General features: G+C 71.6%; 19 protein-coding genes and 1 pseudogene. 8 read left to right on the top strand and 12 right to left on the bottom strand.

Features of this window, described 5'->3' with window-relative positions:
- Window positions 1-59: 59 nt before the first annotated feature.
- The 3 genes from ACFZDA_RS03275 to ACFZDA_RS03265 all read right to left on the bottom strand — a co-directional run bounded on the left by ACFZDA_RS03275 (window position 60) and on the right by ACFZDA_RS03265 (window position 1,822).
- Window positions 60-1,028, bottom strand: a complete 969-nt coding sequence (locus ACFZDA_RS03275; protein ID WP_391074047.1) for a hypothetical protein — start codon at window positions 1,026-1,028, stop codon at window positions 60-62.
- 75 nt (window positions 1,029-1,103) lie between these two features.
- Entirely contained in the window at window positions 1,104-1,280 is a 177-nt protein-coding gene (locus ACFZDA_RS03270) for a hypothetical protein (protein ID WP_391074044.1), read from the bottom strand.
- 50 nt (window positions 1,281-1,330) lie between these two features.
- Window positions 1,331-1,822, bottom strand: a complete 492-nt coding sequence (locus ACFZDA_RS03265; RefSeq protein WP_391074041.1) for a hypothetical protein — start codon at window positions 1,820-1,822, stop codon at window positions 1,331-1,333.
- Between the two features lie 262 nt (window positions 1,823-2,084).
- Here ACFZDA_RS03265 and ACFZDA_RS03260 point away from each other — a divergent pair.
- Window positions 2,085-2,552 (top strand): annotated as a pseudogene (locus ACFZDA_RS03260) (PucR family transcriptional regulator); the annotation flags it as partial.
- 64 nt (window positions 2,553-2,616) lie between these two features.
- On the opposite strand, the gene ACFZDA_RS03255 reads toward ACFZDA_RS03260, so the two are convergent.
- Window positions 2,617-3,207, bottom strand: coding sequence for a TetR family transcriptional regulator C-terminal domain-containing protein (locus tag ACFZDA_RS03255; RefSeq protein ID WP_391074038.1), 591 nt, complete (start codon window positions 3,205-3,207; stop codon window positions 2,617-2,619).
- Window positions 3,208-3,331: 124 nt separating this feature from the next.
- Here ACFZDA_RS03255 and ACFZDA_RS03250 point away from each other — a divergent pair, with 124 nt between their 5' ends.
- On the top strand, window positions 3,332-3,979 hold the full coding sequence (locus tag ACFZDA_RS03250) for a redoxin domain-containing protein (protein WP_391074035.1): 648 nt from the start codon (window positions 3,332-3,334) through the stop codon (window positions 3,977-3,979).
- A 19-nt stretch (window positions 3,980-3,998) separates the two neighbouring features.
- Here the strand turns inward: ACFZDA_RS03250 and ACFZDA_RS03245 are convergent, their stop codons facing one another.
- The 5 genes from ACFZDA_RS03245 to ACFZDA_RS03225 all read right to left on the bottom strand — a co-directional run bounded on the left by ACFZDA_RS03245 (window position 3,999) and on the right by ACFZDA_RS03225 (window position 8,356).
- Window positions 3,999-4,571 carry a DM13 domain-containing protein gene (locus ACFZDA_RS03245; RefSeq protein ID WP_391074032.1) on the bottom strand — a complete coding sequence of 191 codons (573 nt, stop codon included), beginning with the start codon at window positions 4,569-4,571 and terminating at the stop codon, window positions 3,999-4,001.
- Window positions 4,572-4,694: 123 nt separating this feature from the next.
- Window positions 4,695-5,468 carry a DJ-1/PfpI family protein gene (locus ACFZDA_RS03240; protein ID WP_391074029.1) on the bottom strand — a complete coding sequence of 258 codons (774 nt, stop codon included), beginning with the start codon at window positions 5,466-5,468 and terminating at the stop codon, window positions 4,695-4,697.
- Window positions 5,465-6,496, bottom strand: a complete 1,032-nt coding sequence (locus ACFZDA_RS03235) for a DJ-1/PfpI family protein (RefSeq protein ID WP_391074026.1) — start codon at window positions 6,494-6,496, stop codon at window positions 5,465-5,467. Before ACFZDA_RS03235 ends, ACFZDA_RS03240 begins: the two co-directional genes overlap by 4 nt.
- 306 nt (window positions 6,497-6,802) lie before the next feature.
- Window positions 6,803-7,426 (bottom strand): sigma-70 family RNA polymerase sigma factor, encoded by a 624-nt coding sequence (locus ACFZDA_RS03230; protein ID WP_391074582.1) that lies wholly within the window; start codon window positions 7,424-7,426, stop codon window positions 6,803-6,805.
- A 195-nt stretch (window positions 7,427-7,621) separates the two neighbouring features.
- The gene (locus tag ACFZDA_RS03225; RefSeq protein WP_391074023.1) at window positions 7,622-8,356 is read right to left on the bottom strand and encodes a hypothetical protein; all 735 of its coding nucleotides are present in this window, start codon (window positions 8,354-8,356) and stop codon (window positions 7,622-7,624) included.
- Between the two features lie 412 nt (window positions 8,357-8,768).
- Between ACFZDA_RS03225 and ACFZDA_RS03220 the strand changes: the two genes are divergently transcribed.
- Entirely contained in the window at window positions 8,769-11,849 is a 3,081-nt protein-coding gene (locus tag ACFZDA_RS03220) for an FAD-linked oxidase C-terminal domain-containing protein (RefSeq protein WP_391074020.1), read from the top strand.
- Window positions 11,850-11,944: 95 nt separating this feature from the next.
- Window positions 11,945-13,579, top strand: coding sequence for a cytochrome b N-terminal domain-containing protein (locus tag ACFZDA_RS03215; protein WP_391074017.1), 1,635 nt, complete (start codon window positions 11,945-11,947; stop codon window positions 13,577-13,579).
- A 33-nt stretch (window positions 13,580-13,612) separates the two neighbouring features.
- On the opposite strand, the gene ACFZDA_RS03210 is transcribed toward ACFZDA_RS03215, so the two are convergent.
- Complete coding sequence (locus tag ACFZDA_RS03210; RefSeq protein WP_391074014.1) at window positions 13,613-14,002, bottom strand: cytochrome c oxidase subunit 4; 390 nt, start codon at window positions 14,000-14,002, stop codon at window positions 13,613-13,615.
- Complete coding sequence (ctaD, locus tag ACFZDA_RS03205; protein ID WP_391074011.1) at window positions 13,999-15,717, bottom strand: cytochrome c oxidase subunit I; 1,719 nt, start codon at window positions 15,715-15,717, stop codon at window positions 13,999-14,001. Before ctaD ends, ACFZDA_RS03210 begins: the two co-directional genes overlap by 4 nt.
- Before the next feature lie 152 nt (window positions 15,718-15,869).
- Between ctaD and ACFZDA_RS03200 the strand changes: the two genes are divergently transcribed.
- The 4 genes from ACFZDA_RS03200 (at window position 15,870) to ACFZDA_RS03185 (ending at window position 20,235) form a co-directional block, all read left to right on the top strand.
- Window positions 15,870-17,657 (top strand): glycoside hydrolase family 15 protein, encoded by a 1,788-nt coding sequence (locus ACFZDA_RS03200; protein WP_391074008.1) that lies wholly within the window; start codon window positions 15,870-15,872, stop codon window positions 17,655-17,657.
- A 213-nt stretch (window positions 17,658-17,870) separates the two neighbouring features.
- Window positions 17,871-18,815, top strand: coding sequence for an MIP family channel protein (locus ACFZDA_RS03195; RefSeq protein WP_391074005.1), 945 nt, complete (start codon window positions 17,871-17,873; stop codon window positions 18,813-18,815).
- Window positions 18,816-18,973: 158 nt separating this feature from the next.
- Window positions 18,974-19,564: a hypothetical protein gene (locus ACFZDA_RS03190; RefSeq protein ID WP_391074002.1), complete on the top strand. Its 591-nt coding sequence runs from the start codon at window positions 18,974-18,976 to the stop codon at window positions 19,562-19,564.
- A gap of 38 nt (window positions 19,565-19,602) precedes the next feature.
- The gene (locus tag ACFZDA_RS03185) at window positions 19,603-20,235 is read left to right on the top strand and encodes a precorrin-8X methylmutase (RefSeq protein WP_391074000.1); all 633 of its coding nucleotides are present in this window, start codon (window positions 19,603-19,605) and stop codon (window positions 20,233-20,235) included.
- A 286-nt stretch (window positions 20,236-20,521) separates the two neighbouring features.
- Here the strand turns inward: ACFZDA_RS03185 and ACFZDA_RS03180 are convergent, their stop codons facing one another.
- Window positions 20,522-21,286, bottom strand: a complete 765-nt coding sequence (locus ACFZDA_RS03180) for a cobalt-precorrin-6A reductase (protein ID WP_391073997.1) — start codon at window positions 21,284-21,286, stop codon at window positions 20,522-20,524.
- Window positions 21,287-21,301 lie beyond the last annotated feature (15 nt).

Genomic DNA, 21,301 nt, shown 5'->3' with positions numbered 1-21,301 from the left:
CACCCCACCGGTCCCCTAAGGGGCTCCGGTCAGACTCATCGGGGCCCGCCGAAGCCGGGTCAGCCGCGCAGGGTGACGCCGAAGCGGGTCCTCATCCGCCGCAGTTCCCACAGCGAGACAGCGGTCACCGACAGCGGCCCGCCCAACGTGGAGCAGAACTGGACGATCGGCGGGCCTCCCGGCATGCCGTCGCCGATCAGGCTGAAGGCCGCGAACACCCACACCAGCGTCAGGGTGAGGACCGGCGGCAGCATCGGGTGGACCTGGGCGCTGTTGAAGGCACTGCGGGCCGAGTACAGCGACGCCAGGAAGAAGAAGGGAACACCCCACACGATCACGACCAGCGCGGCGACGGCCAGTGCGTACTCCCACCAGTCCTTCCCGTCGTCGGCGTCGACGACCCGGCCGACCGCGAAGAGGAATCCGCCCATCACGACCAACGTCAGCACGTACCAGCCGACCGCCTTGAGCGGAGCGCGCAGCCGGGAGCGCAGCTGCGGCCGCAGGTGCGGGGGCGCGTAGTTGATGAATCCCATGATGACCAGGGGCGCGGCGATGATCAGCACGAACGGGGCGAGGATGAGTTGGGCGGCACCGCCCCACGCCGCGTCCTCCCAGCGGTTCGGATCCACGTTGTAGGCCAGGATCAGGCCGATGGTGGCGGCGGCACCGAGCACCGTGCGGGCCAGCTGCACGCGGTCGACGGTGCGGTCCTCGATCCGGCCCTCACCCTCCTGCCGGAAGAGCCTGGTGGCAACGCGGTGCGCGGAGCGCAGGATCGCGCCGACGAGCCCGAAGCGGGAGCCGAACGACAGGCAGCCGCGGCGGCGCCGGGCGGCGGGCCTCGTGGGCTGGGGGCCGTAGGGGTACGGAGGCTGGTTCGGGTACGGGCCCGGATGCGGTGGTGGCGGACCGTACGGGCCGCCCTGCGGTGCTCCGTAGGGAGCGCCCCAGCCGCCCTGCCCTCCCGGTGGGTTGCCGCCAGGCTGACCCGGGCCGTTTCCCGGCCGCCATCCCCCGGTAGCCATGCCGTTCCCCGTTCGCTTTCGGCCAGTTGGTGGTGTGTCCGTGCCGGGCGCAGTGTAGCGGCACATCAGGTGAGGCTACGAAGACCGGTATTCAACCGCCGCGACCCCGTCGGCGAGCAGCCCATGTTCGGCGGTGAGCGTGTCACGGAGCTCGGCGAGCTTGAGCGGGTTGGCCTCGGCTCCGGTGGTGAGGGTCTGGGCCTCGGCCGTGTAGTGGTCGTCGATCAGCGCGGCCGGCTCGGTGTCGTTCATGGGAGTTGAGCGTGAGAGAGGTGCGCGGTGAGATCCGGCGGCGTTGCCGCTCAGGCGGCGCGGTCCCCTGCCCGGAGCGCGGTGTCGGACGATGCGCTCCCGCGGGGACCGGGGCCGCCGGCATCCAGCGGTCCGGCGTCATCGCCCGTGCGAGATTCGCTCGGCCCGGGCAGCGCGGGTTCATCCGGGAAGAGTCGGTGCAACGGTCGTACGATCAGGCAGGTCATGCCCCAGGCGACGAGCAGCGCTCCCACCGGGACGACGAGGCGCAGCAGTCCGCCGGCAGGTGCCGGAGGCGCCAACACATCAAGCACCACCGCCGCCCCCACGCTCAAGGACCAGGCGAGCAGCGTCAGCACCGAGAAGGCGACCGCCACGGGCACCCCACTCAGACGCCACGCCCGCAGGTCCACGTCCGTGTCGAAGCTGTCGACGTCGGCAACGCCCACGGCGGCCAGGAGCCAGAAGCAGACGACCACGACGAGCGCAGCGGTCAGCGGGATCGTGGGCAGGCCCGTGGCCGCTGCCAGAAATGTCCGCATCTCCCCGTCGCCCCTCTCCGCACGCGGCGCGCATCAGTCGTCTTCGACGGCGCACGCCCGTTCCGGGCCCCGGTGCCGGCACCTGCCGGTGTCCGGCACCGGGGCCATCCGCCGTGCTCCCCGCGCCCCATGCTGCACGATGCGATCCCGGCCGCGCATTGCCGGTTCCCGGCAGTGTTCACTAGGGTCTGCATGCCGGTTGCCGTTAAAAGACCGTCACGGGCGCGTCGGGAATCCGGGGGGCGACCTGACAGACCGGGAACGCCGCGCCCTGGGCGAGCGGGCCGCCGAGGCAGGCCACGGGCTGCGCGCCCTCGTCAGCGCGCATCTGGCCGCTGCCCGCACGGCCTGGCCCGGTTCGCCCGGCTCCGCCGACGGCGCGCTTGCCGCCGTGCAGCAGGTCGTCGACGCCTTCACCGAGGGCTGTGAACGGGCCCAACTCGTCGCCGTGCGCCAGGAACAGGCCGCCCGCCGGGAGTTCATCGACGACCTCCTCTACGGCCGCAGCGACCTCGGCCGCCTCGCCGAACGTGCCGAGCGCTTCGGCCTGCGCCTGTCCCACGCCTGTGCGGTCGCCGTCGCGCAGGGCCCCGCCGCCTACGAAGAGGGCGGCTCAGTGCCCCGGCAGGTGGAGCGGGCGCTCATCTCCCGTGTCGGCGACCGTACCGTCCTGCTCACCACCAAGGACGGCCGACTGCTGTGCATCGCCCCCGGCCACCAGAACGAGGTCCCGGAAACCGGGCGGCTCCGGTGTTCCGCCGCGCCCGCTGATACGGCATGACCGGACGGCCCGGCTACGCCGCCCCGAGCGCCTCAAGGGCCCCGGTCACGGTCCTTGTCAGCTCACGGGCATCAGCGCCCGCACGGGAGCGCAGATTCACGCCGTAGGCGAGCAGGACCAGAGCCTCGGCCACAGCCCCGGCATCGGTACCGGGTTTGAGCTGCCCCTCGTCCTCGGCGGTGACGAGCGCCGTGCGCAGCGCCTCCCGCAGCCGCTGGTGGTGCCGGTCGAGGGCAGCCCGGACCTCGGGGTCACTGTTCTCGCCCCCGGCGTGCGCGTTGGAGACCATGCAGCCCCAGCGGGCGTACGCACCGGAGCAGCGCGCCTCGATCAGCGAGGCGAAGAAGTCGTGGACAGCGGGCAGGCCACGGCCGTCTCCGGCCAGGCGGCTGAACGCCGGCTCGGAGCGCTGCCCCACGTACCGTCGCAGCGCGGCGCGGTACAGCTCCTGCTTGCCGCCGAAGGTGGCGTAGAGGCTGGAGCGGTTCAGGCCGGTCGCCGTCACGATGTCCTGGATCCCGGTCGCGGCCACGCCCTGGCGCCAGAACAGGCGCATCACCGTGTCCAGGGCCGTGTCCGGATCGAAGTGTTTGACGTCCGGCATGTCGCAGTCCTCAGCATCTTGAAATGAGGGTTCCAAGATACCTCGCCGCCCGCTATCTTGAAACGGCCGTTCCAAGATGATGGTGCGGCGCACGGACGGCCGACGACCCAGGAGGAACCTTCCGATGACCCTCGACGCCGAGCTGCACGCCTTCTACACAGCCCGCCAACAGCAGATCCCCGCCGAGATACGGCAGATCATGCGGCGGGCCGGCCAGGAGCTCGCCGACTCCGGTCACGCCGACCGCGCACTGACCGTCGGCGCGCAGGCCCCCCGCTTCCGCCTTCCCTCCGCGACCGGCGAGTCCGTGAGCCTTGCCGGTCTGCTCGCGGCCGGCCCCGTCGTCCTGACGTTCTACCGTGGCGCCTGGTGCCCGTACTGCAACATCGCCCTGCGCGCCCTCCAGCAGCACCACGCCGAGATCAGCGCACGCGGCGCCGCCCTCGCCGCCGTCTCCCCGCAGATACCCGACGAATCCCTCTCCCTGGCCGACAAGCACCGGCTCGCCTTCAGCGTCCTCAGCGACGTCGGCTCCGACACCGCCAAGCAGTACGGCCTCGCCTTCGACCTCCCCGACGACCTCGCGGCCGTCTACGACCGGCTCGGCTTCGACCTCCAGCGCGTCAACGGCGGCCACGCCCGCACCCTGCCGCTGCCCGCCACCTATGTCATCGACCGGGAGGGCGTCATCCGCTGGGCCTTCGTCGACGCGGACTACACCCGGCGCGCCGAACCCACCGACATCCTGGCCGCCCTCGACGCCCTGGGCTGAGTCCCGGTCAGGGCCGCCGTCAGACCCGGGCGAGCTCGGCGGCGCCGAACGACACGTCGAAACGGTCGCACCAGATGGTCACGCTGCCGTAGCCCGACGGATCCACCTCAGCGGGCAGGGCGTAGTTCTGACTTCCCTTGTTGCCCTTCAGTTTGCCGAGGCTGACGTACTTCCCGTCGTCGAACACATGCCACCCTGCCTGCCCCTGCTTCACCGGCGCGTCGGTCAGCCAGACGCGCAGGTCCGGTCCGTTGCTGGTGTTCAGGTTCTCCAGCCGGAGGACATGGGATCCGTCGGCCAGCCGTACGAGCTTCACCGTGCCCGATGTCGCGTGCTCGTGGCTGATCAGTTCACCACTGGCCAGCGTCTGCGGGCCGGCGGCCGGGGAGGGCCGCTCGGAGGGCTCGTCCGAGGGCGCCGCGGCAGGAGGAGCGGAGTTCTCCACCACCCCGGGCAGCGCCTCCTGGACGGTCTCGTCCTGCCACAGCTTCCACGGCTGGAACCAGTACAGCCCGAAGCCGACGCCGCCGACCACCACCACCAGCACCGCGACAGCCAACGGCCCCGTCAATGCCTTGCGCACGCGCCCCATCCCCACTCGCCTCCTGAGACTTTCCCGTTGCTCTCCCATTCAACGGAGCCCGGCGACCCGGCTGCACCCCCTGCCTGATGACGGAATCCTTACGCCGCATCCGGGGAGGGAACGCTTCGACGCCTACGGGACCTGTGACGCGGCGAGCAACTGCAGCGCGCGCTCCTTCAGTTGCGGACTGGCCTCGGCGGCGCTCCCGGAGTCGAAGGGGGGTTGGGGGTCGTATTCGACGGCGAGTTGGATGGCCTTCGCTGTCTCGTCGTCCGCGATCAGGGACGCGAGGTACAGGGCCATGTCCACTCCCGCCGACACGCCGGCCGAGGTGATGATCTTTCCGGAGCGTACGTAGCGCTGCGGCAGGTAGGTGACGTCGAAGGTGGACCGGAGGTAGTCGGCGGAGGCCCAGTAGGTCGTCGCCTCCCGGCCGTCCAGCAGGCCGGCCGCGGCGAGGACGATGCTGCCGGTGCAGACCGAGGTCGTCCACCGGGTGTGGCGGTGGATCATGCGGATCCAGCGCAGCAGCGCCTGGTTGTTCATCGCCCCGACGGTGCCTCGGTTGCCCCCGCCCGGCACGAGGAGCACGTCGAGACGGTCGACCTCGGTGATGGAGCGCTCGGCGACCACGGCCACGTCCGCGGTGTCCGTGCGGACGGCTCCGCGTTTCTCGGCGATCATGGTCACGGTCGCGTCCGGCAGCCGCGACAGGACCTCGGCCGGGCCGGTGGGGTCCAGCAGGCTGTAACCGTCGTACAGCAGGATGCCGATGTTCGGGCCCGTGCCGCCGCCGAGCGGGGCGGCGTGCGCCGCTTCGGTAGGGGCGGCTGCGGCCGTGGCCGCGAGCACGGCGGTGGCCGCGCTACCGCGCAGGACGTTTCTGCGTGTCGTGGATTGGCTCATGGGCCAGGAGTCTTCTGTCTCGCTGCGGCCTGTGGGGGTGGCATGTCCGGCATCCTGCGAAGGATGTCCCCCGTGACCCCGTAGTGGTCGAGGAACGCCTGCCGCAGCGTCTGTGCCGACCGGAAACCGCAGCGCCGGGCGATCGCCGCCATGGACAGTGCGCTGGACCGTACGAGGTGCGCCGCCGCTTCGGTGCGGGCCGCGCGTACGGCCCGCGCAGGAGTGGTACCGAGGTGCGCGGTGAACAGGCGGGTCAGGTGCCGGGGGCTGACCCCCGCCCGGGCCGCCAGGGCGGCGGGGCTGATGTCCTCGGCCAGATGGCCGGCGATATGGCCCATCAGGTCGCGTACCAGCCGGTCTTGTGGCGGTGGTGCGGCGAGGAACATGGAGATCTGGGCCTGGTCGGCGGGCCGGTGCAGATGAGTGACCAGTTCGCGGGCGACGGTCCGGGCGAGTGTCGGACCGTGGTCGTCCTCGATCAGGGCCAGCGTCAGGTCGAGGGCGCTGGTGACCCCGGCCGAGGTGTAGACGTTGCCGTCGCGGATGTAGAGGGGACTTGCGTCCACTGCCACGGCCGGATGGCGCTCGGCGAGCCGGCCTGCCCATCCCCAGTGGGTCGTCACCCGTCTGTGGTCGAGCAGTCCGGCGGCGGCCAGTACATACGCGCCGGTGCAGACGGAGGCCACACGCCGGCTGTGTGCGGCCAGCCGGCGCACCTGGCCCAGCAAGCGCTGGTCCGCCGCCGCGTCTTCGCAGCCGATGCCGCCCACGACGATCAGCGTGTCCAGGTGTCCCGTGACCGCCTCCAGGCTCTGCCCGGCCGCCAGCGCGATCCCGGCCGAGCTGCGGGCAGCCCGGCGGCCGAGGGTGCCCAGTTCGACGGCGTAGGGCGGCTGTGCGCCGTACCGGTTGGCGATGTCCAAGGCGCCGCTGGGACAGGCGATGTCGAGGATCTGCGCGTCGTCGTAGGCGACGATGACAACGCGCCGCCGGCGCTCGTGCACGCTCCCGCCCTGATTCAAGAGCACACCCCGCAGCATCACTTCTCTCGTCGGGCGCCCCAAGGGGCGTGCCTCGTGCGGGCCTGGTCGCTCCGCAGCTAGGGCCTGTTGCGAAAGTGGCGTCGTCGCCCGAAGGGCGGCCGCGCGGCGTCCGGTGCGTGCTCTCGGCGTGCCGGCCGGAAGCCCTCGTACTGGGCGTACTCGGGCTTTCGGCCGGTGCGGCGAGAGTGCGTGCCGGGCGTCGCGCGGCAGGCGGCACTTTCGCAACAGGCCCTAGGTGAACCGGGTCGCTGCCGCCCGGGCCGGGGCCGGGCGGCAGCGGCGTACGCGCGGTCAGGCAGCGGCGGGCACCGGCGCGCCGCGTTCGGCATCGTCCAGGCACTCGATCAGCGCGGTGCGGGCACGGGCGACCCGTGAGCGCACCGTCCCCACCGGGCAGCCGCTGACACCGGCTGCCTCCGCGTAGGGCAGGCCCACGAGCTGGGTGAGGACGAATGCCTCGCGGCGGTCGTCCGGGAGCGTGTCCAGCAGCTCGGCGAGGGCGATGCGGTCGTCGAAGCCGGGCAGACCGCGCGGCTGGGCACGTTCGGCGGCCGACTGCCAGTCGTCGGTGTCCGCCAGGCGCGGGCGGGTGGAGCTGTAGCGGATGCTGTCGATCACCGCGCGGCGGGCGATGGACAGCAGCCAGGTGCGGGCCGAGGAGCGGCCTTCGAACCGGTGCAGGCTGCCCAGGGCGCGCAGGAACGTCTCCTGGGTCAGGTCGTCGGCGCTCTGGCGGTCGGCTCCGAGGAACGTCACGTAACGGCGGACGTCTCGGTGCAGGGCACGGACGAAGAGGTCGACGGCGCCGGGGTCGCCGCTGCGGGCGGCCAGTGCCCAGGCCGTGACCGAGTCGTCCCTCGGCCCGTCTTCCGGTTCTTCGCGCGTCGCGGACAGGGACAGGGCAGGAGTGAGCACCTGGTGTCTCTCCATCTCGGGAATCCAGGGGCCGGTGTCCGGGCCGGCGCGCACTCAGCAGTGCGAGCGGCACGGCGGTACCGGTGGAGGAGTGAGGGGGTGAACGGCCGGGCGCGGGTGTGCCGCGGCCGATGCCCGAGGCGGGGAGCCGACCGTTCGTCGTCTCCGTGCCCGGCCTCGGGACGCCGGCTGTCGTCAGGCGACAGCGGTCCCCCTGGGCGGACCCCGAGAAGTGATCGCGTGGGTGGGAAGGAACTGCCGCGGCCCGCGCTCCGCATCGCCCCGGCGGGCGCGGACGCGTGGCCGGTGCGGCGGCACGGGCAGCCGCAGGATCAGGCGCAGCGGAGCGACGAGCCGGCCGACGAGAGCCCGCAGGACGCGGAACGCGGCGCGCTCGCCGTGGGCGAGCCACAGGCCGCACAGCAGGGCGGCCAGCAGGTGGGCGGCGAGCATGCCGGTCGAGGACATGCCTCCCATGCCGTGATCCAGGGGATGCGTGGCCCCCATGTGGTCCATCGACCCCGAGGAGTGCATGGCACCCATGCCGTGGTCCATGGAGCCCATGGACGTCGCCATGGCGTCATGCTCCGCGCCCGGCCCCGAGGGGGCACCGCACAGCAGGTAGCCCAGCCACTGCTGGACGAGCGACGTGCTGCCGGTCGGCTCCGGGTGCGCGAGCGCCTGGGCGAACGAGAACGACGTGTGGAGTACAGCCTGGGCGGCGACCGTGAAGGCGCCGACCGGGACCGGCCCGCGTTCCCGGCCGGCCAGCTGCCAGGCTGTGCCACCGGTCACCACCGCCCCGGCGGCCAAGGCCCACCAGGGCACCGCGGTCCCCGTCGTCATGACGTGCCCCAGGGCGGCGAGCAGCACACAGACGGCCGCGAACACCGCGGCCCTGAGCGTGCGAGAACACCACCCAACGGTCATGGCGCCTCATCCTCGCAGTCCGGATCTCACGGGTCACGGGAGGGTACGGAGCCGCCCCCGGTGGCCGACTCAATCCAGCCGCCGTGATCCACGCCACAGCAACAACAGGGGCAGCGCCGACTTCGACAAGGACGAGCAGCCCGTGGTCCGCGAGGCGTGCTGGACGCTTCACCGTCCCTAGGACCGGGTGCCTCGGGCCCTGCGGTCACGCCGGTGTCATCGTCGTCCAGCCTCCTCCGCCGGACGGGCGACGAACCTCCCTGGACGTCCCTGCCGAGAACCCGGGGAGTATCCGTGCCGGTGGGGAGCGCTGCCTTCGGTCAGGCCGGGTACTCGGGAGCGGCAGGCGGAGAGCCGCGCGGCGCGACCGGACGTCGCGCACGGCCGGCGGCTCGGGAAGGTGGTTCATCCGATGACACGCACCCCTTTCGACGCCTCCGGGGCGGACGTGGACGGGCTGGCTGCGGCGCTGCGTGAGGAGGTGGACGCCGAGGTCAGGTTCGACGCGGGCAGCAGGGGCGCGTACTCGACCGACGGCTCCAACTACCGGCAGGTGCCGATCGGCGTGGTGGTGCCCCGTACGGTGGAGGCCGGCGCGCGGGCCGTGCGGGTGTGCGCCCGCTTCGGCGCCCCGGTCCTGTCGCGGGGCGGCGGCACCAGCCTCGCGGGCCAGTCGGCGAACACGGCCGTGGTGATCGACTGGAGCAAGTACTGCACCCGGCTGGTCTCCGTTGATCCCGACGCGCGGACCTGCGTGGTCGAGCCGGGGATCGTCCTGGACGTGCTCAACCAGCGCCTGGCCGGCCACGGGCTGCAGTTCGGGCCGAAGCCCTCGACGCACAGCCACTGCGCCCTGGGCGGCATGATCGGCAACAACTCGTGCGGCGCGTCCGCGCAGGCGTACGGCAAGACCGTCGACAACGTGCGCCGCCTGGAGGTGCTCACCTACGACGGCGTCCGGATGTGGGTCGGGCCGGCCTCACGGGCCGAGCGGGAGCGGATCGCCGCGCAGGGCGGCCGGCGCGCCGAGCTGTACGCCGGCCTGGACGACATCGTCACGCGGTATCTCGGCGACATCCGGCGCGGCTACCCGAAGATCCCGCGCCGGGTCTCCGGCTACAACCTCGACTCACTCCTGCCCGAGAACGGCTTCGACGTGGCCCGGGCCCTGGTCGGCAGCGAGGGCACCCTGGTGACCGTGCTGCGCGCCGAGCTCGACCTGGTGCCGGTCCCGGCGTACCAGTCGCTGCTGGTCCTCGGCTACGACGACATCTGCACGGCCGCCGACGACGTCCCCCGCCTGCTGGAGCACTGCTCCCCCGGCCAGCTGGAGGCCCTGGACGGGCGCATGGCCCAGCTGATGCGCGAGGAAGGCGCCTACCTGCAGTCCCTGGACACCCTGCCGGAGGGCGACAGCTGGCTGTTGCTGCAGTTCTTCGGCGACAGCCAGGACGACGTCGACGAGCAGGCGCATGCCCTGCTGCGCGCCATCGGCCGGTCCGAGAAGGACCGCGCCGTCGCCTTCTCCGACGACCCGGAGCGCGAGCAGCGGATGCTCAAGGCCCGTGAGGCCGGGCTCGGCGTCACCGCCCGTCCGCCCGACGACCGGGAGACGTGGGAGGGCTGGGAGGACTCGGCCGTCCCGCCCGAGCGGCTCGGCGACTATCTGCGGGACCTGAAGAAGCTGTTCGGGGAGTTCGACTACGACCACCCGTCCCTGTACGGGCACTTCGGGCAGGGCTGTGTCCACACCCGCATCCCGTTCGGGCTCCGCACCGCCGAGGGCGTGGCCGGCTTCCGGCGCTTCGTGGAGCGGGCCGCCGACCTCGTCTCCTCCTACGGCGGCTCCCTGTCGGGCGAGCACGGCGACGGCCAGTCCCGGGGCGAACTGCTCACCCGTATGTTCGGCGAGCGGCTCGTGACCGCGTTCGGCGAACTGAAGGCACTCTTCGACCCGGACAACCGGATGAACCCGGGCAAGGTCGTCGACCCCAACCCGGTCGACGGGCAGCTGCGCCTCGGCTCCTCCTGGCATCCGGCCGCACCGGCGACGCACTTCGCCTTCCCGGAGGACGACCACTCCTTCGACCGGGCCGTGATGCGCTGTGTCGGCATCGGCAACTGCCGCAGCCATTCCGGCGGCGTCATGTGCCCCTCCTACCGGGCCACGAGGGAGGAGGAGCACTCCACCCGAGGCCGCGCCCGGCTGCTGTTCGAGATGCTCGGCGGGCACGCCGACTCCGCCGTCACGGACGGCTGGCGCTCCACCGAGGTGCGCGATGCCCTCGATCTGTGCCTGGCCTGCAAGGGCTGCAAGTCGGACTGCCCGACCGGCGTCGACATGGCCACCCTCAAGGCGGAGTTCCTCTCGCACCACTACGAGGGGCGGATGCGCCCCGCGGCCCACTACTCCCTGGGCTGGCTGCCCGTGTGGGCGCGCCTGTCCCGGATCGCCCCCGGGCTGGTCAACAGTGCCCTGCAGGCGCCCGGTCTGGCCCGGGCGGGCAAGCGGCTGGCCGGCGTGGACGAGGCCCGTGAGGCACCCGTGTTCGCCCGGCAGTCCTTCCTCCAGTGGTGGCAGCGGCGCGGCAGCGAGGAGCCCGACCCGGCCGATCCGCGCACCGTGCTGCTGTGGCCCGACACCTTCAGCACCTACTTCCACCCCTCCGTCGCCATCTGCGCCGTGCGCGTGCTGGAGGACGCCGGTTTCCGCGTCGCCGTGCCCACCGAGCCGGTGTGCTGCGGCCTGACCTGGATCTCCACGGGCCAGTTGCCGCGCGCGCAGAAGGTGCTGCGCCGCACCCTCGACACACTGCGGCCGTATCTGGAGGCGGGCACCCCGGTCATCGGCCTCGAACCGTCCTGCACCGCCGTCTTCCGCGCCGACGCCCCCGAGCTGATGCCCGCCGACCAGGACGTGCGGCGGCTGGCCGGACAGGTCCGCACCTTCGCCGAGCAGCTCGTCCACCACGCGCCCGACCACTGGCAGCCCCCTCGGCTGGCCCGGCGGGCGACGGTGCAGACCCACTGCCACCAGCACGCGATCATGAAGTTCGACGCCGACCGGGAGCTGATGCGCCGCGCCCATCTCGACGCCGACGTCCTCGACGAGGGCTGCTGCGGCCTCGCCGGCAACTTCGGTTTCGAACGCGGCCACCACGAGGTCTCGCTGGCCGTCGCGGAACAGGGCGTCCTGCCCGCCGTCCGCGAGGCGGCTCCCGGCAGTCTGCTGCTCGCCGACGGCTTCAGCTGCCGCACCCAGATCGAACAGGGCGACACCGGACGGCGCGCCCTGCACCTGGCCGAAGTACTGGCCCTCGGCCTGGAGGGCACCCTCCCGTCCGAACACCCGGAACGCCTGGCCGTGCGGCCCGACGGGCCCTCCCGCACGGCCCGGTGGACGACCACCGCCGGCGCCACCGCCCTCACGGCGACCGCCGCGACGGCCGCCGGCCGGGCCGCCCTGCGCTCGCTGCGGCGCGCTTCGTCCTAGGGCCCTGGCCGGGCCCCTGTTCTGCGTAATGCCGGGCATGGGCGCGAGGGGGTGCGCATAGTCGCTCAAGGCGCGGGTACCGAGGGAGCGTGCACATGCTGTTCCGGAAACGGATGGCGAGGCTGGAGGTCAGGACTCGGCAGGCGGGGGTGACGGGATACGTCGGTGTGGACGGTCGCGCACCGGTGTCCGAGGCGGGGCGGCAGTTGCTGCGCAAGGCGTTCCCGGACCACTGGTCGTTCCTGCTGGGCGAGATCGCTCTGTACAGCTTCATCGTGCTGGTGCTGACCGGCATTTATCTGACGCTGTTCTTCGATCCCAGCATGACCGAGGTCATCTACCGGGGATCCCATGTGCCCCTGCAGGGCCTCCAGGTCACGAAGGCGTACGAGTCGACGCTCCACATCAGCTTCGATGTGCGGGGCGGCCTGCTGATCCGGCAGATGCACCACTGGGCCGCGCTGGTCTTCGTCGCCGCCATCGGCGTCCATCTGCTGCGGGTCTTCTTCACCGGCGCGTTCCGCCGGCCGCGTGAACTGAACTGGACGGTGGGGGTCACGCTCTTCCTGCTCGCGCTCCTGGAAGGGTTCGGCGGGTATTCGCTCCCCGACGATCTGCTGTCCGGCACCGGGTTGCGGACCGCGAACACCATCGTGTTGTCCATCCCCTTCGTCGGCACGTACCTGAGCTTCTTCATCTGGGGCGGACCGTTCCCCGGGCACGCGCTGATCCCCCGGTTGTACGTCGTGCACGTGCTGTTCGTCCCCGGGCTGCTCATCGCCCTGATCGCCGCTCATATCCTGCTCGTGGTCTACCTGAAGCACACGCAGTGGTCCGCGCCCGGGAAGACCAACCGCAACGTCGTCGGGCAACCGATGTTCCCCCACTTCACCGCCAAGTCCTCCGGCCTGTTCCTGATGGTCTTCGGCGTCATCGCCGCGCTCAGCGGCCTGGCCCAGATCAATCCGGTCTGGGCGTACGGTCCGTACCGGGCCGACCAGTCGTCGACCGGCTCGCAGCCGGACTGGTACGTGGGCTTCCTCGAAGGCGCTCTGCGGCTGATGCCACCGTGGGAGAACACCGTGGCAGGACACACCATCATGTGGAACGTCCTCCTCCCCGCCGTGGTGCTTCCCGCCCTGCTGTTCCTGGTCCTGTACCTCTACCCCTACTTCGAGAAGTGGGTGACGGGGGATCCGAGGGAGCATCATCTGTGTGACCGGCCCCGCGACCGGCCCACGCGGACGGGCCTGGGGGTCGCCGCCCTCTTCTTCTACGCGGTCCTGCTGACGGCTGCGGGAAACGACGTGATCGCCGCCGGCTTCCGGATTTCGGTGGAGGCGCTCACCTGGATCTTCCGGGTGGCCGTGGTGATCGGTCCGGTCCTCGCCTTCATGGTCACCAAGCGCGTGTGTCTCGCCCTGCAGGCCCACGACCGCCGGTTGCTGGAGGAGGGCGAGGAGACGGGCAAGGTCAGCCAGAACGTCAGCGGCGGGATCAGCGACAGCCACCGGCCCGTCGACGCGACGCGGCGCTACCGCCTTCTGGTGCGGGACATGCCGGTTCCGTTGCCGCATCCCGGCGAGCGGGCACCACGCCGGCGCCGGCTCCGGGCCAGGCTGAGCGGCTGGTACTACCGCGACCGGGTGGACATGCCCGCCACCGCGGAGGAACGCCGGGAGATCTCGGGCAAGACCCTGGATCCGATCGCGGGACAAGAGGAGAAGTAGGTATCGCCGACGTCGGCGTCACCACCAGGTCCGTCAGTCGTCCCGCCCGGCGAACTGGAAGACCATGCCGAGGACTCCGGCCATCGTGATGCCGAACCCGATGAGGAACAGCCACAGTCCGTAGACGACGCCGACGGCCAGCAGGGCGATTCCGAAGCCGGTCACCGGGGGGTAGCCGCTGTGCGGCGGGAAGAAGTCCAGCGGGCCGGAGCGCTCGCGGATCTCGGAGTCCGGACGGTCCTCGGGACGTTCCCCCTTGCGGCGGTAGTTCACCATGCAGAAGAACGCGATGACGGCGGCCATGCCGAAGGAGACGGTGAGTGCCGCGATCCCCGCCGGTTCGCGGGCGAACCAGATGTAGGCGACGTCGGTGACGAGGAAGAACGCGGCGACGCCCGCGAAGAGATACGCCTCGGACTTCATTCGCTCTGCCCTCCGAGGGTGTCCGGTGTGGCCGTGATCTGGCCGCTTTCACCCGGGTGGATCATCCGCACGTCCGGATGGTGCAGGTCGAACGCGGGAGAGTCGGAGCGGATCCGGGGCAGCGCGTCGAAGTTGTGCCGCGGCGGAGGGCAGGACGTCGCCCACTCCAGTGAGCGCCCGTAACCCCACGGGTCGTCGACCTCCACCTTCTGCCCGTATCTGCCGCTCTTGAAGACGTTGTAGAGGAAGGGCAGCGTGGACAGGCCGAGGAGAAAAGCGCCGATCGACGAGATGGTGTTGAGGGCGGTGAAGCCGTCGGCCGGCAGATAGTCGGCGTAGCGGCGGGGCATGCCCATCTCGCCGAGCCAGTGCTGGACCAGGAACGTGGTCTGGAAGCCGACGAACAGGCTCCAGAAATGGATCTTGCCGAGGCCTTCGTCGAGCATTTTGCCGGTCATCTTCGGCCACCAGAAGTAGAAGCCGCCGAACATGGCGAAGACGATCGTGCCGAACAGCACGTAGTGCAGGTGAGCGACGATGAAGTACGAGTCCGTGAGGTGGAAGTCCAATGGCGGCGACGCGATCAGGACACCACTGAGACCGCCGAGCAGGAACGTGACGAGGAAGCCCATGCACCACAGCATCGGCGTCTCGAACGACAGGCTCCCCTTCACCATGGTGCCGATCCAGTTGAAGAACTTGACACCGGTCGGCACCGCGATGAGGAACGACATCAGGGAGAAGAACGGCAGCAGGACCGCGCCCGTGGCGAACATGTGGTGGGCCCAGACGGTGGCCGACAGCATGGTGATGGCGATCGTCGCGCCGACCATGCCGACGTAACCGAAGACCGGCTTCCGGCTGAAGACCGGGATGATTTCGCTGATGACGCCGAAGAACGGCAGGGCGACGATGTAGACCTCGGGATGGCCGAAGAACCAGAACAGGTGCTGCCAGAGGATCGCACCGCCGTTGGCCGGGTCGTAGATGTGCGCACCGAACTTGCGGTCCGCCTCCAGGGCCAGCAGGGCCGCCGTGAGGACGGGGAAGGCCAGCAGGGCGAGGATGGAGGTGAAGAGGATGTTCCACGTGAAGATCGGCATCCGGAACATCGTCATGCCCGGGGCCCGCAGGGTGATGATGGTGGCGATGAAGTTCACCGATCCCAGGGTGGTGCTGAGCCCGGCCACGGCCAGCCCCATCGTCCACAGGTCCCCGCCGGCTCCGGGGGTGTGGACGGCGCTGTTCAGCGGGGCGTAGGCGAACCAGCCGAAGGAGGCGGCACCGCCCGGAACGGCCAGCCCGGAGACGACGATCAGACCGCCGAAGAGGAACAGCCAGTACGTCAGCGCGTTGAGGCGGGGAAAGGCCACGTCCGGTGCGCCGATCTGCAACGGCATGATCGCATTGGCGAACCCCGCGAAGGTGGGGGTCGCGAAGAGCAGCATCATGATCGTGCCGTGAACGGTGAAGAGCTGGTTGTACTGCTCCTTGCTGACGATCTGCAGTCCGGGCCGCGCCAGTTCGGCCCGCATCAGCATGGCGAGGACGCCTGCCAGGAGGAAGAACGCGAAGGCGGTGACCAGATACATGTTGCCGATCGTCTTGTGATCGGTCGTGGTCAGGTAGTTCCTGATCCTGCTGCCCGTGAGGACGCGGGGGTTGGGGGAGTCGTCCGGCGTCCCTTGACGCCGCCCCTGCTCCAGCTGCGACATGAGTCCTCCGAGGACACTGGCCAAGCCCGAAGAAATTCCCTGTACCCCGAAGAATTCCCTATAAGGGTTTGTAGCCGATGTGCAGCGGTTAACGGAGTCGCGAAACACCCGGGCAGTGACCTGAGCGTCACGGAACAGAGGGAAGGGTGCCTGTGAGCGGAACGCCGGCTGAGCGGCAGGAGCGCGACGGGGGGACCGGGCCGGAGCCGCTGCGCCATTACGCGTTGCTGGCCGACGGTGAGCGGGGGATCCTGGTCGGCCCGTACGGTGACTTCGTCTGGATGTGCGCGCCGCGATGGGACTCCGACGCGGTCTTCTCGAAGCTCATCGGGGGTCGCGGTGGCTACACGGTCACTCCGGTGGGCCGCTGTGTGTGGGGCGGCTACTACGAGGAGGGGTCGCTGATCTGGCGCAGCCGCTGGGTCACCGATGACGGCGTCGTGGAGTGCCGTGAGGCGCTCGCCTTCCCGGGGGATCCGCACCGCGCGGTGATCCTGAGGCGGGTCGTCGCCCGCGACACCACCGCCCGGGTGGCCGTACGGCTGGAGCCGGGCGCCGGATTCGGCCGTCACCCGCTGCGTGACGTCACCCGCCACGACGACGGGTCGTGGACCGGCAGGGCGGGAGACCTGCGGCTGCGCTGGTCGGGCTGGCCTACGGCGCGTCAGGCGGGAGCGCGCGGAGGGGCACTGGCGATGGACCTGACCGTCGAGGCCGGGGACCACCACGATCTGGTGCTGGAGATCAGCGACCGGCCCCTGGGCGACCGGCCGCCCGACCCGGCGGCCGTCTGGCGGTCGACCGAGGCGGCGTGGCGCCGGGAGGTGCCCGGTCTGCACAACACCATCGCGCGCCGGGACGCGCGCCAGGCCTACACGGTGCTGCGGGGACTGACCGGTTCGGCCGGGGGCATGGTCGCGGCGACCACGACCAGCCTTCCCGAGCGTGCCGAGGAGGGCCGCAACTACGACTACCGGTACGTGTGGATCCGGGACCAGAGCTACGCGGGGCAGGCCGCGGCCGTCGCGGGCGGTGAGACCGTGCTGGACGGGGCGGTGCGGTTCACCACGGCGCGTCTGCACGAGCACGGACCGCGGCTCGCGCCCGCCTATACGGTCGACGGCCGCCGGATCCCCGACCAGCGCACGCTGGATCTGCCCGGCTACCCGGGCGGCTTCAACCGGGTGGGCAACCAGGTCAACGAGCAGTTCCAGCTCGACGGGTTCGGCGAGGCCCTGCTGCTGCTGGCCGCGGCGGCCCGTCAGGACCGGCTCGACGCGGACGCCTGGCAGGCCGCGGAGATCGCCGCCGACGCGATCGCCCAGCGCCACCAGGAGCCCGACTCCGGCGTCTGGGAACTCGCGCCCCGGCGCTGGGCCCACAGCCGGCTGGCCTGTGCCGCCGGGCTGCGGGCCATCGCGCAGGCCGGGGCGCCGGCGGCTCACTCCGGCCGGTGGGTGGCGCTGGCCGACCGGCTGGTCGCCGACACCGCCGCCCAGTGCCTGCATCCCACAGGGCGCTGGCAACGCTCCCCCGAAGACCCCGGGCTGGACGGCGCGTTGCTGCTGCCGCCCCTGCGCGGGGCGGTGCCGGCCGACGACCCCAGGACCGTCGCCACGCTGCACGCGTACACCGAGGAACTGACGGACGATCACTTCGCCTACCGCTTCCGGCACGACGAGCGGCCGCTCGAGGCGGCCGAGGGCGCGTTCCTGCTGTGCGGCTTCGTCATGTCGCTCGCGGAACACCAGCAGGGCCGGGCCGTGGCCGCACACCGCTGGTTCGAGCGCAACCGGGCGGCGTGCGGGCCTGCCGGGCTGTACGCCGAGGAGTACGACGTCTCGCAGCGACAGCTGCGCGGCAACCTCCCCCAGGCGTTCGTGCACGCGCTGATGCTGGAGTGCTCGGTCCGCCTGGCGGAACCCTGGCCCGGGCCATGAACCGGGGCTCCACCTTCCGCATCGGCCACGTTACCCTCGGTTACCGGCGGCGGTGAAGGAGCGCCCGCACCTCCCCTGCCCACGGGCCTGGCCGGCGTCGACTCGCGGTGGTCGCTGCACGGATTTACCTTGGCGACACGGCATGAAGCGAAAGCAGGCCACAACGGCACGGGCAGCCGCGTTCACGCGCGGCCAGTGTCTGGGAGGATCATCATGGCCGTCGAGATCCAGCCCCTTCTCAAGCCCTCGCGGCTCAGGCGCCGCGGCGGCTTGTGGGGCGAATGCCTTTCGGAGTTCCTGGGGACGTTCGTCCTCATCTCCTTCGGTTGCGGCGTGGTCGCGATGGCGGTCGCGGCGCTGCCCGGCTCGGGGCGTACCGAGGGACCCACCACGTTCTTCCTCGGTGCCGGGGACTGGTTGCTGATCACCTGGGGATGGGCGATGGCCGTGATGCTCGGCATCTATGTGGCCGGCGGGGTCAGCGGCGCGCATATCAATCCGGCGGTGACCCTGGCCTTCGCCGTGCGCCGCAAGTTCCCGTGGGTGAAGGTCGTCCCCTACTGGGTGTCCCAGGTGCTCGGCGCCCTGGCCGGCGCGGCACTGGTCCTGGGCGTGTACCACGACGCCATCGACACCTTCGACGCCGCCATGAAAGGGCCGAAGACGGGCGGGCACACTCTCGCCTCGTTCTCGATCTTCGCCACCTTCCCGGCGCCGTACTTCCACGGTGGTATCTGGGGTCCGCTGATCGACCAGGTGGTCGGTACGGCCTTCCTGGTCATGCTGGTGGTGGCGATCATCGACCTGCGGAACACGGCCGTGAAGGCGAACCTCGGCCCCCTCGTGATCGGGCTCGTCGTGGCGGCCATCGGCATGTCCTACGGGGCGAACGCGGGCTACGCGATCAACCCGGCCCGCGACTTCGGCCCACGGCTGCTCACCTGGTTCGCGGGCTGGAAGGATCTGGCGTTCTCCGGCAGCTTGTCGGGGGCGTTCAGCGCCTACTGGTGGATCCCGATCGTCGGACCGCTCGTCGGCGGGGTGATCGGGGTGCTGGTGTACGACCTGTTCATCGGCGACGTGCTGCACATCCGGGCACAGGAGGGCGAGGCCCCGGAGCCCGGCCGGACCCGCCCCACCACCTCCGACGACGAGTGAGCACCTGCCGCAGGCTCTCCAGCACGGCCGGGTCGGGCTTCTCCGTACGGGACGGGTCCTGGCGGCGGCGGAGCTGATGATCCACCGAGGAGCACAGTAAGGGGCAGGGGAGGAGGGCGTGGCATACACCGGGTGTGACGGTAGGTATGCTCGCCGCCATGTCCACCCCTGCCCTCCGTTCCATCGCGCTGTGCGCGAGCGAGGCGGCGCGGGCCCTGTCGGGGCGTTTCCTGTTCGCGCTCGACGACAGACGCGGGAACGTGGCCGGCCCCGATGCCGATGTGACGGTACGGGCGGCGGCGGACGGCGGAGCCCAACTCGTCCTCGGAGCGGCAGGGGAACTCGGCCTTGCCGAGGGCGAGTCGCCCGGTGCCGTCGGCGGGCGGCCGACAGCCGGGGGCATCCGCCACGAGTGGCGGAGCCGGGAGACCGGCCGCGCGGACGGCCCGCGCCCGGGGGTGGTCGGTGACGGCCTCTGCGTGCACGTCCTCCTGGGGCGGCTCTCGGCGCGGCAACGGCGGCGACCGACGTACGTCGCCGCCGGTGAGCAGCGTCTGACGCCGTGGCGTGGTGTGGTGCTTCCCACCCGGGGGCCACGCGGACGAGGTACTCGCCCGGCTGCGCCACGTCGCAGACGGACGTGCGGACCGACGCGGCCGCATCCCTCGACGCACTCGGCCGGCACGGCCTGCACCACGATGAGCGGCCCCGCCCGACTCGCCGCCGCCCTGGCGGAGATCACCTCATAACCACCGCTACGACGACCGAGAGCAGCGAGAAGACCACCGTGACCACATACGACTACGAGAAGGACGGCGCGGCCATCTACCGCCAGTCCTTCGCCACCATCCGCGCGGAGGCGGACCTCGCGGCCCTGCCCGCCGACATCAGCCAGGTCGCGGTCCGGATGATCCACGCCTGTGGGATGGTCGACCTCGTGCGGGACCTGGCCTACACGCCGGCCGTGGTCGCCAGGGCCCGTGCGGCCCTGCGCGCGGGCGCACCCGTCTTCACCGATGTGCAGATGGTGGCCAGCGGGGTGACGCGCAAGCGGCTGCCCGCCGGCAACGAGGTGCTCTGCACGCTCTCCGACCCGTCCGTGCCGGAGCTGGCCGCGAAGCTCGGCACCACGCGCAGCGCCGCCGCGCTGGAGCTGTGGCGGGAGAGGCTGGAGGGCTCGGTGGTGGCCGTCGGCAACGCGCCGACCGCGCTGTTCCGGCTGCTGGAGATGATCGAGGAGGGGGCTCCGCGCCCGGCCGCCGTGATCGGTGTGCCGGTCGGCTTCGTCGGGGCCGCCGAGTCCAAGGACGCCCTGGCCGCCCATCCGTCCGGTCTTGAGCACCTGGTCGTGCGCGGGCGTCGCGGGGGCAGCGCCATGGCCGCCGCCGCGCTCAACGCAATCGCGAGTGAGGAGGAGTGAGCGGCGAGCAGTCCACAGCGGGGCGGCTGTACGGGGTCGGGCTCGGCCCCGGTGACCCGTCCCCGATGACCTGTGGGCCGTGGAGGTCATCGCCGAGGCGGACGTGATCGCGTACCACAGTGCCCGGCACGGCCGGTCCATCGCCCGGTCCATCGCCCGCTCGATCGCGGCCAAGCACATCGCCGCTGTCCGGAGGCGGGACAGAGCGACGGCGGGCTCACTCCCGCCTCGGGAACAGGTCCGGCCACGGACCGGCCGGGCCTGCCACCTTTGGCCAGGCCGGTTCTCAGCCGGTCGCCGGGAACCCCCTCCCCCGCGACCACTCCCCGACCCACCGGGCCGCCTCCTCCGGCCCGGGTACGAGCGGGACGCCCTCGGGGGCCGGGGGGCGGCGGATCACGAGGACCGGTAGTGCGGCCTCCCGGGCCGCCGTCAGTTTCGGGGCGGTGGCCGCTCCCCCGCTGTCCTTGGTCACCACGACGTCGATACGGTGCCGGCGCAGCAGCTCGCGTTCGCCGTCGAGGGTGAACGGGCCCCGGTCGAGCAGCACCTCCATGCGGGACGGGTGCGGGGCCTCGGGCGCGTCCACGGAGCGGACCAGGAACCACAGGTCGTCCAGGCCGGCGAACGCGGCGAGGCCCATGCGCCCGGTCGTGAGGAACACGCGCCGGCCCAGCGCGGGCAGCAGCCGCGCGGCCTCCTCCAGGGAGCCGGCGTCGTGCCAGTCGTCTCCCTCGACGGGGACCCAGCCGGGGCGCCGCAGGGCGAGCAGGGGAACATGGGCGGTGGCGGCGGCCCGCGCCGCGTGGAAACTGATCGTCCCGGCGAAAGGGTGGGTGGCGTCGATGAGCACGTCCACCCGGTGCTCGCGCAGCCACGCGGTCAGTCCCTCCACCCCGCCGAAGCCGCCGATCCGGACCTCGCCCGGGGGCAGTCGGGGGCCGGCCACGCGCCCGGCGAGGGAGCTGGTCAGGGTCAGGCCGGGCGTGCCGTGGAGCAGTTCGGCGAGGCGGCGGGCCTCCGCGGTCCCGCCGAGTATCAGTACGCGCATGGAAGTCCAGGTCCG

Source organism: Streptomyces sp. NPDC007991 (assembly GCF_042958445.1).
Lineage (GTDB): Bacteria > Actinomycetota > Actinomycetes > Streptomycetales > Streptomycetaceae > Streptomyces.
This window is presented reverse-complemented; position numbering and strand designations above follow the sequence as displayed.